The organism is Vibrio sp. Vb1574, assembly GCF_033338675.1.
Window position 1 is genome coordinate 213664 of sequence record NZ_JAWOTC010000004.1, and the last position, 15746, is coordinate 229409.

Consider the following 15746-nt stretch of genomic DNA (forward strand, 5'->3'; position numbering starts at 1 on the left):
ACTTTCGTGTCCTTGGATAAACGCGGGTTAATCAGTGCTGCAAATGTTTTGGAATCGAAAAATGAGGTAAAGGAATTGGCTCTTTTCCCTCACCTTTACGAAAGGCTTTCAATTGCAAAACGTAAGTAAGAATATGTGCCACTGCGATGTACAGTTGGCTTGGGATTGCTTGTTCAATCGCCGTCGTGTGATAAATCGAACGGGTAAGTGGCGGGGAGTTAATGATTTCCACTTTGTTTTCTCGGGCGATACGTTGAATGTGCATAGCAGTTTCGTCTACGCCTTTTGCGACGACAAAGGGCGCGTCAGAAAGCGAAGGCTCGTATTTCAGTGCGACTGCGTAGTGCGTTGGGTTTGTGATGATCACGTCAGCCGTCGGCACCATTTTATCGATCTTACGGCGCGCAAACTGTTGCTGTATTTGACGAATACGTTGCTTTACTTCCGGACGACCTTCATTATTTTTAAATTCCTCTTTCAATTCTTGTTTCGTCATGCGGAGTTCTTTTAGGTGTTCCCAACGCTGATAAGGAATGTCGATAACCCCAAATAACAACAAGGCGAAGCCCATTAAGAGTAAGCCTTCAAACAGAATTGACATTACTAGAGAAAAACCTTGGCTGAGCGGGAGATTTTGCATGCCAAGTAATGGCTGTAAGTGGTTGTCTAAATAGCCATATAAGATGCCGAATATCACGGCTACTTTGAACGTTGACTTTAAGAGCTCAACCACTGAGCGGGTCGAAAAAATGCGCTTTATCCCGCTCAAAGGATTAATTTTGCTGAGCTTTGGCATCACGTTCGCGGGACGGAACATCCAGCCGCCTAGCACAAGGCTACTACCACAGGTCACGATAATAATGACGGTAAACAATGGTAATAGCATGTCGATGATGACCGCTAAACTTTGTCCCAATTGCTCGACAAGTTGTTTAGGATTTTCTAGGTCGGCTCGCGTCAGCATCATGTTGTAGCGAAAGATCCCCGACATGCTTTCCCAAATACTATTAAGCTGAGAGTAAAAGTAGAGCGCCACCGCTAGAAATATTACCGCAGTAGTAAACTCTTTCGCGCGAGGAATTTGTCCTTCCTGGCGGGCTTTCTTTACCTTCTGCGGTGAGGCTTTTTCAGTTTTGTCTTGAGAAGATTGATCGCTCATGCTCCCCCCAACATAAAGTTACTCAAGTGTCTAATGGTGTCGTGAACGAGCGCCGTGTAGCGACCAGGAACACCAGAAACTGAGATTAATACGCTGAATAGACCCAGCAGCATCGTCATAGGAAAACCTAACGCATAGACATTAAGTGATGGTGCGGCTCGGTTCATTACACCAAAACTGATGTTGGCTAGAAGCATGGAAACAATAGCGGGCAAAGCCAAAGCGAGTGAAGAGGCAAACATCCAACCGAAAATATTGACAACACCTTGCAGAGAAAGCGATGTGATACCAGATCCGACCGGCCAAACAACAAAGCTTTGAATCACGATATCTATGACGAGTAAGTGTCCTTCTAGCGCGAGGAACAACAAGGTTGAGAAAATCAGAAATATGCGTCCCAAAATGGCGACAGAAAGCCCGTTAATAGGATCATTCATCATCGCCATACCTAAGCCCATTTGCAGAGAAATCACCTGGCCAAGCATGGTGAAAACGTTAAAGAGCATGTGCAAAATTAACCCAAACATTACTCCCCAAATAGCTTGCTCAAAAGCAAGGAACAGGGAAGTCATAGAGAATAACTCGACTTGTGGCATGGGTGGCATTAACGGTCCAGTAATGACAACGATCGAGAGGGCCAGTAAAGTACGAACCCAAACAGGAATAATTGCATCACCAAAGAAAGGCATTGAAATAAATACGGCTCCCACACGAAAAAACGGCCACCAGAGTTGACCGAGTATCGCCGAGAGCTCTGCAAATGTGATGGCCATTAGCCAATCATCCCTGGTATGTTGTGGAACAAGAAATCAAACAGTTCCATGATCTTACGTAGCATCCAGTGACCTGCAAAAATCACCATTAATAAGGTAACGAGCAAACGTGGCAAAAAGCTGAGTGTTTGCTCGTTGATTTGTGTGGCAGCCTGAAATACGGCGATACACAAACCGACAATTAAGCCTGGAACAACCAATACGGCAACCATCAAAATGATCAGCCATACTGCATCGGAAAATAACGTTACGGTTAGTTCTGGGGTCATAACTGCTCCTAGTTAACCGAAGCTGGCAGATAAGGTGCCAACTGTCATTGCCCAACCATCCACGAGTACAAATACCACCAACTTAAAGGGAAGTGAGACAATTAAAGGTGATAGCATCATCATACCCATTGCCATCAGGACACTGGCGACAACCAAGTCGATGACCAAAAACGGGATGAAAAGCATAAAACCAATTTGGAAGGCGGTTTTTAGTTCACTAATGACAAATGCAGGCAAGACAACGGCAAATGAAATATCCTCAACGTTTTGGTCGAGAGGCTCATTGGCAATACGTAACATTTGTTCAAGAGAGCTTTGGTGCGTCTGTGCCAGCATGAACTCTCTCACTGGTTTCTCTGCAACAGAAAAAGCCTGTATTAGCGTGATTTCGCCGTTGTCGTATGGCTGAAACGCATTTTCATAAATATCGCTCCAGACAGGGCGCATAATCAGTAACGTCAATGCGAGAGCGATCCCGACCAACACTCTGTTAGGTGGGCTTTGTTGAAGACCAAGAGCTTGGCGCAAAATCGCAAGGACAACGACAATTCGAGTAAAGCTCGTCGCCATCAAAATAAATGCTGGAAGAAAACTGAGCGCCGTCATCAACAACAGAATTTGCAGTTTAACGCTGTATTCTTGTTGTGTGTCGCCATCAGAAACGGACAAGATAGTTAAGCCGTTGTCAGCCGCCATTGTTGGGAAAGCAAACAAAAGTGACACCAATACCAAAAGAGGTAACCAACGGTGCCAAGCGCTCAGATTTTTCATTGTGATGCCTACCTAAGATTATTGACCAACGCCACTCAATGCAGAGTCATGTACATCGATCAGACGAAGTCCATACTTATCATTGACAACGACAACTTCAGCGTGGCCCATAAGAGAACCGTTTACTTTCACGTCTAAAGGCTCGCCATTGAGCTTTTCCAACTCGATAACCGTGCCTTCACCCGCTTTCATTAAGTCCCCAAGTGGGATCTCCTTACTCGCAACTTCCAGCGTGACTGTGACAGGAATGCTTTTGAAAAAGCTAAGGTCACGTTCCGCAGTGGCTGGTTCTTGTTGGAGCGTATCTTCGGCTTCAAAGTCTTCTAATTGAAAATCATCAAAGTTCAGTTCTTCTGCGTCGAATGCATTAATTTCTAGCGCTTCGCTCATCGCTGCGGTTCCTTATCAGGGTTAAAGATCAAAACAAGTTGGCCGTCTTGCTCGGCAATACGACCTGTAAATAGAGATTGGTTGCCAATGCTTACTGGAACCGTGTTAAGAAGCTCAATAGGTAAAATATCGTTGGGTTGTAAGCCAACCACATCACTTAAAGGCATCTTCTTTTTACTTAGAACAACGTTCAGTCGAACGGGGGTCGTCTCTAAAGAACGACAGAAAGGTTGAAACAAATCGGTATCAGGCTGCAGTTCAAGCTGCTCGATTAGCGTTTGAATAAGATGACCATCTAGCTTGAGATGAATTGAGCCTTGATGATCGTCAAACGCAATGTTTAATTGAACGTTAATGCCAATACCTCTAGGGGTCTCATACTCACCCGTGTCCCACATTTCACCAGGAGCAAGCCAACCGATGATGATTCGACTGATGCGCTCTTGTAAACGTAAGTCACTGGCCGTCAGAGTAGCGGCTGAGCGCTCTGCACTTGCACCATAAAATCTATCAGCCAACTTTATGAGCGTGTGAGGGTTACCATGGATGAATACCATGCCGCCTTCCTGATGTTGATAGGTCGACGTTTGCTCTTTGTCCATCTCAACCGATGTAAAGCGGTGCAAGTCTACTGAGGTTAAGCTAGCTTCCACTTTTCCTGTGCTGAGCCAATTTTGTAATTCAGTCGTAAGGTTTGAGCAAGATTCTGAAATTAAATTATCGAGCTTCTCACGAATGATATGAATAGGTTTGCCTAATAATTCTACATCAAGTAGTTGACTATCAGAAATAGGCTCGCTAACTCTATTTTCCATTTATATTTTACCGTGCGTTAACAATCGAAAGTGTTTTAACTTAATGGCGTGTAGTCTACACAGAAATTTTAATGATCTTTTAGCTCCAAACTCTAAGATTGTGACTTTAGTTCACATGTTGCTTTGTTCATATAGTCATAATCTTTTAATGAAATTTAAAAAGAGTTAGTTTTCTTTATAAATCGCTTAATAAATAAAATAACAATGTTGAGCGTTTTAGTTGTTATAGATTTTTTAAATTGCCTTTATGGCGTAACAACAACTTCAAATAAATAAATTATAAGATACTGTTTTTTATGCTTAAAGCTTCCGTTGGAGGCTAAGCGTGCTCTCTTGAGCGTTTTGTAACCAATTTTAATATTCAGAATAGGTAATTAAAATGATTAGCTATGCCAGTTCTCTCGGCTTGGTGGCATATTTAATTAAACGGTTTAAGTCATGGGAATGTAAGATATACATGAATCATGTCCGTTTGATAATTTGTAACACAATTATTGTTATCAGTTTTATTTTTTCAAAAGTGTCATATTCAGAAGAAGTCTTAACAATCCCTATGGACCTCTCTAAATGGACATATGAGGGAAATAAATTCAAATGCAACTTGTTGCAATCAAATAAAGACTATGGGAAGTTTTATTTCCTAGCGGAACCTAATAATAAATTCTATTTTATTTCCGATATAGAATATGAAAACAATAAATGGAAAACGATTGCTTTAACAACTCAAAATGCTCCTTGGGGTGATGAGCTTTATAGAAAAGAATTTGGTTCCCTTGAATTTACTAAGCCGTCTCAGCGTTTCATCTTTAATAAAGGCGCTGAAGAATTCATGGATTCAATTGCTTTGGGTAGCTGGGTGACGCTGTCACTTAAAGGAAGTAATGCTTCCTCTGTTTCAGAGATTGTGATTCCTACTCTTCAAATTCAAAACGCATTGAAATCATTTAATGCGTGTCGCGCGCGATTGCCTAAATTGTCTTTTTCAGAGGCAAGGGATATGGCGCTCTCATTTGAGTTTGGTCAGAAGACGTTAAGTCGTGGACAGAAAGCAACACTAGAAGCGCTGTATAGCTATGTATCTGTGGATGATCGAGTGACCAAAATCCTCATCGACGGTCACACCGATAACGTTGGTTCAAGTTTAACGAACCTTTCTGTGTCACGTACTCGAGCAGAGCAAGTCACCAATGCTTTGATTGAGCTTGGGGTCGACGAGTCGATGATCGAAACACGAGCTCATGGTTCGCGTTACCCAATTGCCAGCAATAACTCGGTTAATGGCCAAGCAAAAAACCGACGTGTCACCCTGCGTTTAGTGAGGGACAACGAGTATACGGCTACGAAGCACCACCCAGATCTACAATCACAAAATCAACAAACGAAAGTTAAGGTTCAATGATGACGAAAACGAAAATTTTGTTGGTTGAGCCAAATGAAGCTCTTGCTCAACCAGTATTGGATGTGTTGCAAAATGCAGGTTACACCGCGAAACACACTCGTACTGGTCGAGGCGCTTTGCTTGAAGAGCGAGCAGAAATCACTTTAGTGAGCTCTACGCTGCCGGATATGTGTGTTCGTGAGTTTGTCGCGTGTCACCAAAAGCAGCGAAATTCGGGTGTTGTTATTGCGATTGTCGACCAAGAACAAGGCATCTTGGCTGCTGAGACGATGAAAGCGGGCGCTACTGATTATCTATTACGCCCATTTGAATCTAATCAGTTGGTTAATCTGCTTAAACGTGTTGAAGCGTTAGGTAAGCCAATGGCCAACATTGTTGCGGAGTCTTGGAGAAGCAAACAAGTTCTGCAATTAGCGCATCGTGCAGCATGTACTAACGCGAGTGTGCTTATTACAGGTGAATCGGGAACGGGTAAAGAAGTGCTGGCGCGATATGTGCATGAGCACTCTCCGCGTATCAATGGTCCATTTGTGGCGGTTAACTGTGCCGCCATTCCAGAGTCAATGTTAGAGGCTGTGCTATTCGGTCATGTAAAAGGCGCGTTCACCGGAGCGACAAATTCTCAAAGCGGTAAGTTTGAAGAAGCAAATGGCGGGACGATTCTGCTTGACGAGATTGGTGAAATGTCACCTGCGGTTCAAGCGAAATTGTTACGCGTCCTTCAAGAGCGTGAAGTAGAACGTGTTGGTAGCCATAAAGCCGTTCAGCTCGATATTCGTGTTATTGCGGCAACCAACAAAGACTTACGTGAGGAAGTTCAAAAAGGCACGTTCCGTGAAGATCTTTATTATCGATTAGATGTGCTGCCTCTGCACTGGCCGCCTTTGCGTGAAAGAAAAGAGGACATTCTACCGATTAGCCAATTCTTTATTGAAAAGTATCAAGATAGCAGCCGCTGTCACCTATCCCAAGATGCGATTAGTGCGCTGAGTCAGTATCACTGGCCGGGCAATATTCGTGAGTTGGAAAATGTCATTCAACGCGCTTTGGTCATGCGTCATGGTGATTACATTACAGCCCATGACCTGATGCTGCCTATTGAGCTTGTCGCGTCAGTTCCTACAGCAGAGCCAACTGCAAGTTTTGGTCATGTAGAAGCGAAGAAGCAAGCTGAATATCAGTTTATTTTGGAAAAGTTACGTCAGTTTGGTGGAAACCGAACGAAAACCGCAAACGCGCTTGGAGTCTCTACTCGAGCGCTACGCTACAAGCTCGCAGCAATGCGAGAACATGGTATTGATTTACAGTCGGCACTAGGCTCGGCTGCCTAATAGGAGAAAAAATAGATGGCAAGTCAACCTACTCATGCGGTCTCGGCAGAGCAACTTATGTTGTCAAAAATGCAGGCGATGCAGGCACAAGTGCAGCCGCCAGAGTTTATCGTGAGTGCAAATCCTTTAGATCAACAATCACTAAACGCACCTTTATCGTTCTCACAAGCGATGACAAATGTGTTGGATACAGTGAATCAACATCAATCAGTGGCTAGTCAAAAAATGACGGCCGTAGAAACAGGAAAAAGTGATGACCTAGTTGGTGCAATGGTCGCGAGCCAAAAAGCCAGCTTGTCCTTTAATGCTTTGATGCAAGTGCGCAACAAAGTCGTGACCTCATTTGAAGATATTATGAAGATGCCGGTGTAATTCATGTCAGAACTAACCCCCCAAGTCGCCGGAAACACAGCTATGGCTACCGGCACAGCACAGACATTTTCTACTGCCAACGGCATGGACGATGTGACAACGAAGCTGAAGCAAATCTGGTCTAGCAGTCAGAGAAACTTAGTGCTATCTGCGGTGTTAGCTGCGATTGTTGCAGCGATTATTGTGGTTGCACTATGGAGTTCCTCGCAGAGCTTTCGTCCGCTATATAGCCAGCAAGAGCGTTTTGATATCGGCGAAATTGTGTCGGTATTAGAAAGCGAAGGCGTAAGCTACCGCATGCAAGAGCAAAATGGACAAGTTCTTGTACCAGAAGGTGAGGTTGCGAAGGTACGCATGTTGCTTGCATCAAAAGGTGTTAAAGCTAAGCTGCCGACAGGTTTGGATTCGCTCAAGGAAGATAGCTCTCTTGGTACGAGCCAATTTATGGAAACGGCGCGTTATCGTCATGGTTTAGAAGGTGAGTTAGTACGTACTATCATGTCTTTGAACTCAGTAGCGAACGCGCGTGTTCATTTAGCAATACCTCGTCAAACTCTATTCGTCCGCCAAAACAGTGAGAATCCTTCAGCATCTGTCATGCTTGAGCTCAAACCTGGTGAAGACTTAAAGCCTGAACAAGTTGAAGCGATCATTAACCTAGTGGTCGGCAGTGTCACGGCAATGAAGCCAGAATTTGTTTCTGTCATTGACCAGTATGGCCGTCTTCTTAGTGCGGATGTCGCTTCTGCGGAAGCTGGTAAAGTAAATGCGAAATATCTTGAATACCAGAAGAGTGTTGAAAAACAGATCATCCAACGCGCAGCAGATATGCTTACGCCGATTGTGGGGCCGAGTAACTTCCGAGTACAAGTCGCTGCCGATCTGGACTTTAGCCAAGTTGAAGAAACACAAGAAATTTTGGATAACGCACCGGTTGTGCGTAATGAGCACACCATTCATAACAACTCGGTTGATCAAATTGCGTTGGGTGTTCCTGGTTCTCTAAGTAACCAACCGCCAGTGACAGGATCTGGTGAAGTGGAAACGAACGATAGCCAAAACACGAATGCGCGATCTGAAGTGAATCGTCAATATGCTGTAGGGAGCAGTGTTCGTCGTACTCAATACCAACAAGGCCAAATAGAAAAGCTTAGTGTATCGGTTCTGTTGAACTCCAAAGCTTCGCCAGATGGTGTGGCGTGGAGTGAAGCCGATAAAGAGCAAATCTCAAACATGATCATGGATGCTGTTGGTATCTCTGCCACACGTGGTGACAGCTTAAGTTTAATGAGTTTCAACTTCACCCCAATTGAAATTGATGCTCCTCCTGCACTGCCGTGGTGGCAAGACCCTACAGTACAGCAGCCAATACGCTACGTTATTGGTGGCTTGTTAGGCTTGGCGATGATCTTCTTCGTACTGCGTCCATTAATCATGCACCTAACTGGCGTTGATAAACCTGTGCCTGAGCTAAATTTTGCTGAGCCTCAGGAAGAACCTGACTACGAAAACTTGCAAACGCGTGAAGAGCGCGAGCATGAAGAAGTACTTGATCGCCGCCTATCTGAAAAAGGCATCTCAGCCTCTTCAGGTTTAGATGTAAACAGCGACATGCTACCACCAGCAGGTTCGCCATTAGAAATTCAATTGAAACACCTACAGCTTATTGCTAATGAAGAGCCAGAGCGCGTAGCCGAAATACTGAAACAATGGGTAAACATCAATGAACACAGTTCTATCAAAGCAGACGCTTAGTTATGTTGAACAAACCGCGCTCGTGCTATTAGGCATGGGCGAGGATGCCGCAGCGAAGGTTTTGCAACACTTTAGCCGTGATGAAACCCAGCGTGTGACTCGTGCAATGGCGAAGTTAAATGGCATTAAGAGCGATTCTGCTCGTGGTGTTATTCAAACTTTCTTTGAAGATTTCCGTGAGCACAGCGGTATTCGAGGAGCCTCTAAGGAATACCTATCTAATACATTGCGCAAAGCGTTGGGTAACGATTTGGCAAAAGGGTTATTAAATACCTTATATGGCGATGAAATTCGCAACAATATGCAGCGCTTACAGTGGGTGGAAGCAGAAACTCTCGCTCGTTTCATTGTGAATGAGCACCCACAAATGCAAGCAATTTTTCTAGCGTATTTGCCAGCGGACAGCTCTTCAGCGGTATTGAAGCACTTGCCACAAGATTACCATGACGAAATATTGTTCCGTATTGCTCAATTGCAAGATATCGATCATCAAGTTGCCGTTGATTTGCATGAACTCGTTGAGCGTTGCATCGAAAAAGTATCCGCAAGTCAAAGCACGCCGTTATCAGGTGTTAAGCAAGCAGCAGATATCATTAACCGCTTTGAAGGTGACCGTGGTTCATTGATGGAAATGCTGAAGTTGCATGATGAAGATGTTGTTAATGCAATTGAAGAAAACATGTTCGACTTTATGGTTCTTGGCCGACAACGCGAAGAAACTATGGACATGTTGGTGCAGCAAATCCCGCTAGAGTTGTGGGCTGTTGCGCTAAAAGGTTCCGATATTACCTTACAACAAGCTATTAAGCGTTCAATGCCGCAACGTATGGTGAAAGCGCTAGAAGATGACATGGACGCACGCGGCGCTGTTGCGTTAAGTCGAGTTCAAAAAGCACGTCAAGACATCATGCAAATGGTACGTGAGTTGGATGAATCTGGTGAAGTTCAGCTGCTTCTCTATGAAGAGCCAACGGTGGAGTAAGGTCATGCTAGAGACAAAATCAAGTACTATGCGATTGCCTCCGAGCGGGTATCGTTTACACCGTTTTCCGCCTTTAGCGCAACCTAAGACTATCGAAGACGAATTCGGGCTAGATAACCAAGGCTGGCAAGAACCTCAAATAGATATCCAACAGCAACTTGAAGAAGGTTTTCAACAAGGTTTGCAACAAGGACATGAGGAAGGCTTACGCCAAGGTATCGAACAGGGCAAGCAACAAGGTCTGTTGGAAGGCCAAAAAGAAGGTTTCCAAAAAGGCTTTGTTTCCGGTGAGCAGTCTGGAAAGCAAGGCTTTTTGGAGGCGGCGAAGCCTGTCAATGAACTTTTTCACGCCCTTTCTCGTTGGCAAGATGAAAAAGAACAGCAACAACGCCATATGATTTGTGAACTGGTACAAAAGGTTGCTCAGCAAGTGATTCGTGCCGAGCTCACTCTAATGCCTCAGCAGATCCTAGCTTTGGTGGACGAGACATTGTCTGCCATGCCTGGTAAAGCGGAAACAGTAACTGTGCATTTAAATCCGCAAGATTTAGAGCGCATTACTCACATCAATGCTGATTTGCCGCAATCTTGGAAACTGGTCCCTAATACGGAGCTTCCTATTGGTGGCTGTCAGTTAGTGACTGATGACGCAGAAGCGGATGCGAGCTGCGACTCTCGCTTGGAAGCCTGTATGGACAATGTAAAGCAACACCTTTTGGATGAAGTCAGTATTCCACAGGTAGAGTCTGAGCATGAGTAATACCCTAAGCCATGAACTATTAAGTGAGCGTTTGAGCGAAGCCTTGGCTTCGCTCGATTCAATCCCTGTTGCTCGCGTAACAGGGCGATTGATAAAAGTAAACGGCTTAATGTTACAAGCCGTAGGGTGTCGGTTTAAGCTTGAGCAGCGTTGTCTCGTAGAAACCGCGGAAGGCGATATGATCGAAGCGCAAGTTGTGGGCTTTGAACACACCATTGCTTACCTCATGCCTATCCGCCGTTTAGGCGGTTTGTTTGCAGGTGCAAAAGTCATCCCTCTTGATGGTGACAGTACCGTGCAGCTAAGCTCTCAGTGGTTAGGACGCGTACTGAATGGTTTAGGTGAGCCGTTAGATGATGGGGCACCGCTTAAGGGGGGAGATCGAGTTTCACTTGAACCAAAACCGATTAACCCACTGAAGCGACGCCCAGTTGATACACCACTCAACGTAGGCGTGCGAGCGATTAATGGACTATTGACGGTAGGCAAAGGCCAACGTATTGGTTTGATGGCTGGCAGTGGCGTCGGTAAAAGTGTGTTAATGGGGATGATCACCAAAAACACGGAGGCCGATGTAATTGTGGTCGGGCTTATCGGTGAGCGAGGCAGAGAAGTACGTGAGTTCATCGAGAGAAACTTAACCCCAGAAGCGCGCAAGAAAGCGATCATTATCGCGGCTCCTGCTGATGAATCCCCGCTAATGAGGTTAAGAGCGACATTACTTTGTCATCGCGTTTCAGAGTATTTCCGAGACCAAGGCAAAGACGTTCTACTTCTGATGGACTCTCTAACCCGATACGCCATGGCACAGCGCGAAATCGCTCTTTCGCTCGGTGAGCCTCCAGCTTCTCGTGGTTATCCGCCCTCAGTCTTCAGCGTGTTACCTCAACTCTTAGAGCGAGCGGGTAACAGTGAAAATCAACATGGTAGCTTAACGGCAATTTACACCGTATTGGCAGAAGGGGACGACCAACAAGATCCTGTCGTGGATTCCGCGCGCGCCATCTTAGATGGGCATGTCGTTTTATCGCGTCAACTGGCTGAGCAAGGGCATTATCCCGCGATAGATATCAACGCGTCTATTAGCCGTTGTATGAATACTTGTACGCAGGACGCACACAGCACGATTGCGAATAACTTCCGTCAAATGTACTCCAACTACCTTCAGGTTAAAGAGTTACTGCCATTAGGGGGTTATCAACCAGGACAAGATCCTGAGTTAGATCAATCTGTTGCTATGTATCCAAATTTGCGTGCATATCTACAACAAGCTGCCAACGAGTCTGTAGATTACCCAACCAGTTTGACCGAGCTCGCGCAGCTTTTTCAAAGTGCTTAATCAAATGGGAGTGACAAGGCTGAAATGAAATCCAAGTTAAAAGCCGTAGGCAAGTTACAGCAAATGGAAGAAAAACAGCGTGACCGTGTGGGTCAACAACTTGATGCCATGCGTCAGCGTCACTCCCATCTTTCAATGCAATTGGAACAGTTGTCGGCGTTGAAAGGCCACGCTGGACAATCAACCCGAACCGGCCCGACGCTGACGAGCGCGGCTTTGATGAACTTTAATCGTGTTGACCAAATGCTACAAAGAATGCTTCGTCACCACGAGCAAGAGCAAGCCGTTATGCAAGCGGAATGTGCATCTGTACAGAAAACGCTAGAACACAAGCACGCACGCGTTCAAGGGTTAGAAAAAGTGCTTGATCGTTGGCGTACTAAGCAGAACTATGAAAAAGCGAAAAAAGAGCAAAAGATGATTGAAGACATCATTAACTCTCGCGTTAAGCGTAAGATATTATGATGTCTTGTTGACGCTACTAGGAGCGCGAATAATTTCTGCGGTGTCTTAGCCAACCAAACCAGCCTCCAAGCATGATCAACCCTGATCCGAGAGCACCGCCGCCACTGCTGCCGTTGTTACCAAAGCCAGATGTGTTGGTATCGACAGGCTCAAAGCCAGAGTCCCCTTCGCTATGATAATCTTCCGAACTTGCTAAGAGGGCGTTATAACTGGTTTTTACACCTGAGCTGGTTTGGGTCTCAATCCATGTTGCATAGTTCAAAATCTCGGTAAACACACTTGGAATCGCAGCGGATTCGCAAACTGAAGAACCGTAGCTCACAATGCCAATTTGCTGATACATGCCATTATTGTCTTGATAGGTGAGAGGACCGCCTGAGTCACCACGACAGATACCAGTGTAGCTTCGTTCAGGAAATCCATTCGCACATAAACTTTCCTGAGCGTTAAACCCTGTTACCAACGAAGCGCATTGGGTGTCGGTAAGGGGTTTTACTTCTGCCCAGCGTAAATAGTTAGGGGGGCTTTCATCATTGGTTGAGGTCTGACCTAAACCGAATATCTGATAAACTGACTTGCTGCTGTAGTCTCCAAAGTCTTGCGGTAAAGTGATGGATTGGACGTTATCGGTGATAGGTCTAGTCAATTCAAGGACAGCGATGTCATTAATCCATAAATCGCTAGGCACATAATCAGGATGAATCGTGATAGAGCGAACATCTTTGAATTCTTCAACAAACACGTCATTCATCGTAGGGTTTTTGACTAACACTCGTAGGTCGTTGATTGTCCAGCCGTCAGTAAAAACGCTTGGTTCTACGCAGTGAGCCGCAGTTAAAATGAAGCGGTCGTTTACAATGGTTCCCCCACAAATATTGGCAAACTGATTAGCGCCAGTTTTATGTAGAATAAGACGTGCAAAAAAAGGAAGTTGGTTTTGGGTAGCCTGCTGACCCCCAATAATTGCCGTGGAGATCCCTTGTTCTGAAAGGCGGTTATCATTTTCTACTTCAGCGGTCGTACTCAAAGATACTGCAAAACAGAGTGCGCTTAGCCATATTTGATACTGCTTCATAAACCATCCTTGGATGAAAAGTGCTCTTCTAACTTTATACTAGTTTTTCAGTGAATGTGCTTAACAAAAGTTTCTAATAGTTGAATGATTGTTGTAGCCAAGATCGCAACAGATGAAACGATTCAAGCTTTAGCTTGTGTGGCGGGCATACAAAGTAAAGCTGTTGATGAGGATTAATGACGGGTTCACCCAGCTCGATTAGCTGACCATATTTGATGTCATCCTTCACAAACAAGCGATGAGTGACCAATAACCCCAAACGACGAGTTGTGGCCTGGACGGCTTGTATCGACATGTTAAAAGTGATTGGTTTTTTATTTTTAGGTCGCTGGATACCCGTCGCGTCCAGCCACACGTTCCAGTCATTTTTTCTTCGTTCGTTAGTAACTTCAATGATGGGATACTGCTTTAAGAGTTGAGTGATGTTTGAGTCCTTGGTCTTCGCTATCAATTCAGGACTGCACACCAAAACCAGTTCATCTTCACTGAGCTTTTCGCAGTAGTAATCCTGCCATTCTTCGGGATTTCCATGCACCAAGGCCGCGTCGATACCTTCTTGTTCTAAATTGAATCTGCCAGACAGGTTTGATAAACGAACGTCTAATTGAGGAGCAAACCCTTGTAAATCTGACATTCGAGGAATCCACCAGTGAAGAGCCAATGAATTCACCATATTGAGCGTAACACGCTGCAAGTTCTGATCTTGGATGAGTGCTTCCGTTGCATCGACAATTTGCTCTAAAGCGGGTGCCACCTTCCTGTAATACTTTTTACCGTCCGCGTTGAGTTGAACTTGTCTGCCTATGCGATCAAATAGAGGCTTGTTGACTTGACTCTCCAGCGATTTAATTGCCTGACTTACGGCTGAGTGGCTCACACTTAATATCTGTGCTGCTTCTGTCATGCTGCCAGACTCAGCTACTGCAACAAATGCGTAGATGGACTTTAAGGGGACTAGTTTCCGCATAATTTAAAAACCGTAGCTGGTGATAGATAAGTTAAACTGTAAGTTTTTCTTACATCAATGGTTAATATTACTCGCTATTTACGATAAGTGATGTCTTTTAAAATGCTCCATATATTAAGGAGTATTGAATGAATGCTGTAAATAAATCTATCCTTTTCATGTTGATGTCTACGTTAAGCTTATCTGTTACTGGACTGTTAGCAAAGCAGTTGTCAGGCGAACTTTCCGTCACACTATTTAGCTTCTTACGTTTTTTGGTGCCTGCGCTTATCTTGCTTATCTTACTTCGTGTGAAAAACCTTACCTTTCCTAAAGCGGGCACGCTAAAGCCTATTTTATTGCGTGCTCTTTGTATCGGTTTGTCACAACTTTGCTTTATCGCGTCATTACAAACGTTAACGCTCGTTGAGGGGGTCGTTTTGTTTGCTACTGGCCCATTATTTATTCCCTTGGTTGAAAAGCTGTTCATGAGGGGGCGCATTCGTGTTTCAACATTGGCGGCTTTAGCAATGGCGTTCACTGGTGTGGTTATGTTGGCGGGCGGTGGAAGTGAGATCACATGGCGAGCGGATTTATTGCTCGGCTTGGCTGGTGGACTCTTCAATTCTGGTTCTCAGCTTACGTTATATAAAGTGAGTAAAACAAATATGTCGCCGCTAGAAATCAACTTTTGGGCGTTTGGTTTTGCTGCCGTATTTCTGTTGCCGCTAACTTTGTTTAACGACTTCGACGTGTTACTTAATATGAGTGTTATGGCGCCTGAGATTTCTTCAAATACGCTGTGGATCGGTATGATGTCTCTGATGATCATTAACACCCAAGTTTTTCGCTCCAAAGCATATAAACTGGCAAGCAGTGGCTCTCAACTTGCACCACTCATTTTTACTAACTTATTGTTCACTGCGGTTTGGCAGAGCCTGTTTTTTGAAGACCGAATGAGTCAAAGTCAAATTGTTGGGATGAGTTTAATAGTGCTCGCAATCATACTGAACACATGTTGGGTTCGCTTTAAGGCGCATCGCAGTGGCGGTTTACAAGCGAGAACTTCTTAGTCTGTCGGAAAATGAAGGGGGCAGGTAGATAAATTGGTCGTGTGGTTTGATTTTTCCTGAGTATGGGCTAGC

General features: G+C 44.7%; 17 protein-coding genes. 9 read left to right on the top strand and 8 right to left on the bottom strand.

What is annotated here, in order from left to right:
• Window positions 1-31 precede the first annotated feature (31 nt).
• The 6 genes from flhB to R7O12_RS05080 are packed head-to-tail and all read right to left on the bottom strand — an operon-like array spanning window position 32 to window position 4177.
• On the bottom strand, window positions 32-1159 hold the full coding sequence (gene flhB, locus R7O12_RS05055) for a flagellar biosynthesis protein FlhB (protein WP_005375025.1): 1128 nt from the start codon (window positions 1157-1159) through the stop codon (window positions 32-34).
• A complete protein-coding gene (fliR, locus tag R7O12_RS05060) occupies window positions 1156-1932 on the bottom strand; it encodes a flagellar biosynthetic protein FliR (protein ID WP_005375027.1) in 777 nt (258 codons plus the stop codon). Before fliR ends, flhB begins: the two co-directional genes overlap by 4 nt.
• Window positions 1932-2201 carry a flagellar biosynthesis protein FliQ gene (gene fliQ, locus R7O12_RS05065; RefSeq protein WP_005375036.1) on the bottom strand — a complete coding sequence of 90 codons (270 nt, stop codon included), beginning with the start codon at window positions 2199-2201 and terminating at the stop codon, window positions 1932-1934. The genes fliR and fliQ overlap by 1 nt, the downstream gene beginning before the upstream one ends.
• 12 nt (window positions 2202-2213) lie before the next feature.
• Entirely contained in the window at window positions 2214-2972 is a 759-nt protein-coding gene (fliP, locus tag R7O12_RS05070; protein ID WP_005375037.1) for a flagellar type III secretion system pore protein FliP, read from the bottom strand.
• 18 nt (window positions 2973-2990) lie between these two features.
• The gene (fliN, locus tag R7O12_RS05075) at window positions 2991-3362 is read right to left on the bottom strand and encodes a flagellar motor switch protein FliN (RefSeq protein ID WP_318125672.1); all 372 of its coding nucleotides are present in this window, start codon (window positions 3360-3362) and stop codon (window positions 2991-2993) included.
• Window positions 3359-4177: a FliM/FliN family flagellar motor switch protein gene (locus R7O12_RS05080; RefSeq protein WP_005375039.1), complete on the bottom strand. Its 819-nt coding sequence runs from the start codon at window positions 4175-4177 to the stop codon at window positions 3359-3361. Before R7O12_RS05080 ends, fliN begins: the two co-directional genes overlap by 4 nt.
• A gap of 379 nt (window positions 4178-4556) precedes the next feature.
• Between R7O12_RS05080 and R7O12_RS05085 the strand changes: the two genes are divergently transcribed.
• From R7O12_RS05085 to fliJ, 8 genes are read left to right on the top strand one after another with little or no spacing between them, the layout of a single operon-like run.
• Window positions 4557-5576, top strand: coding sequence for an OmpA family protein (locus tag R7O12_RS05085; RefSeq protein WP_169629140.1), 1020 nt, complete (start codon window positions 4557-4559; stop codon window positions 5574-5576).
• Window positions 5576-6907, top strand: a complete 1332-nt coding sequence (locus tag R7O12_RS05090; protein ID WP_017820535.1) for a sigma-54 interaction domain-containing protein — start codon at window positions 5576-5578, stop codon at window positions 6905-6907. Before R7O12_RS05085 ends, R7O12_RS05090 begins: the two co-directional genes overlap by 1 nt.
• A gap of 15 nt (window positions 6908-6922) precedes the next feature.
• Window positions 6923-7279: a flagellar hook-basal body complex protein FliE gene (gene fliE, locus R7O12_RS05095; protein ID WP_005375045.1), complete on the top strand. Its 357-nt coding sequence runs from the start codon at window positions 6923-6925 to the stop codon at window positions 7277-7279.
• 3 nt (window positions 7280-7282) lie between these two features.
• Window positions 7283-9034 carry a flagellar basal-body MS-ring/collar protein FliF gene (gene fliF / locus R7O12_RS05100; RefSeq protein WP_005384024.1) on the top strand — a complete coding sequence of 584 codons (1752 nt, stop codon included), beginning with the start codon at window positions 7283-7285 and terminating at the stop codon, window positions 9032-9034.
• Entirely contained in the window at window positions 9003-10016 is a 1014-nt protein-coding gene (locus R7O12_RS05105) for a flagellar motor switch protein FliG (protein WP_005375048.1), read from the top strand. The genes fliF and R7O12_RS05105 overlap by 32 nt, the downstream gene beginning before the upstream one ends.
• Window positions 10017-10020: 4 nt before the next feature.
• Window positions 10021-10776 (top strand): flagellar assembly protein FliH, encoded by a 756-nt coding sequence (gene fliH, locus R7O12_RS05110; RefSeq protein ID WP_005375050.1) that lies wholly within the window; start codon window positions 10021-10023, stop codon window positions 10774-10776.
• Window positions 10769-12115, top strand: a complete 1347-nt coding sequence (fliI, locus tag R7O12_RS05115; protein ID WP_005375057.1) for a flagellar protein export ATPase FliI — start codon at window positions 10769-10771, stop codon at window positions 12113-12115. The genes fliH and fliI overlap by 8 nt, the downstream gene beginning before the upstream one ends.
• A 24-nt stretch (window positions 12116-12139) precedes the next feature.
• Window positions 12140-12580: a flagellar export protein FliJ gene (gene fliJ, locus R7O12_RS05120; protein ID WP_017820533.1), complete on the top strand. Its 441-nt coding sequence runs from the start codon at window positions 12140-12142 to the stop codon at window positions 12578-12580.
• A 16-nt stretch (window positions 12581-12596) separates the two neighbouring features.
• Here fliJ and R7O12_RS05125 read toward each other — a convergent pair whose 3' ends face one another.
• Complete coding sequence (locus R7O12_RS05125; RefSeq protein WP_025768593.1) at window positions 12597-13655, bottom strand: S1 family peptidase; 1059 nt, start codon at window positions 13653-13655, stop codon at window positions 12597-12599.
• Window positions 13656-13728: 73 nt separating this feature from the next.
• Complete coding sequence (locus R7O12_RS05130; protein ID WP_033906699.1) at window positions 13729-14622, bottom strand: LysR substrate-binding domain-containing protein; 894 nt, start codon at window positions 14620-14622, stop codon at window positions 13729-13731.
• Between the two features lie 128 nt (window positions 14623-14750).
• On the opposite strand from R7O12_RS05130, the gene R7O12_RS05135 reads away from it, so the two are divergent.
• Window positions 14751-15674 (top strand): DMT family transporter, encoded by a 924-nt coding sequence (locus R7O12_RS05135; RefSeq protein ID WP_033906700.1) that lies wholly within the window; start codon window positions 14751-14753, stop codon window positions 15672-15674.
• Window positions 15675-15746 lie beyond the last annotated feature (72 nt).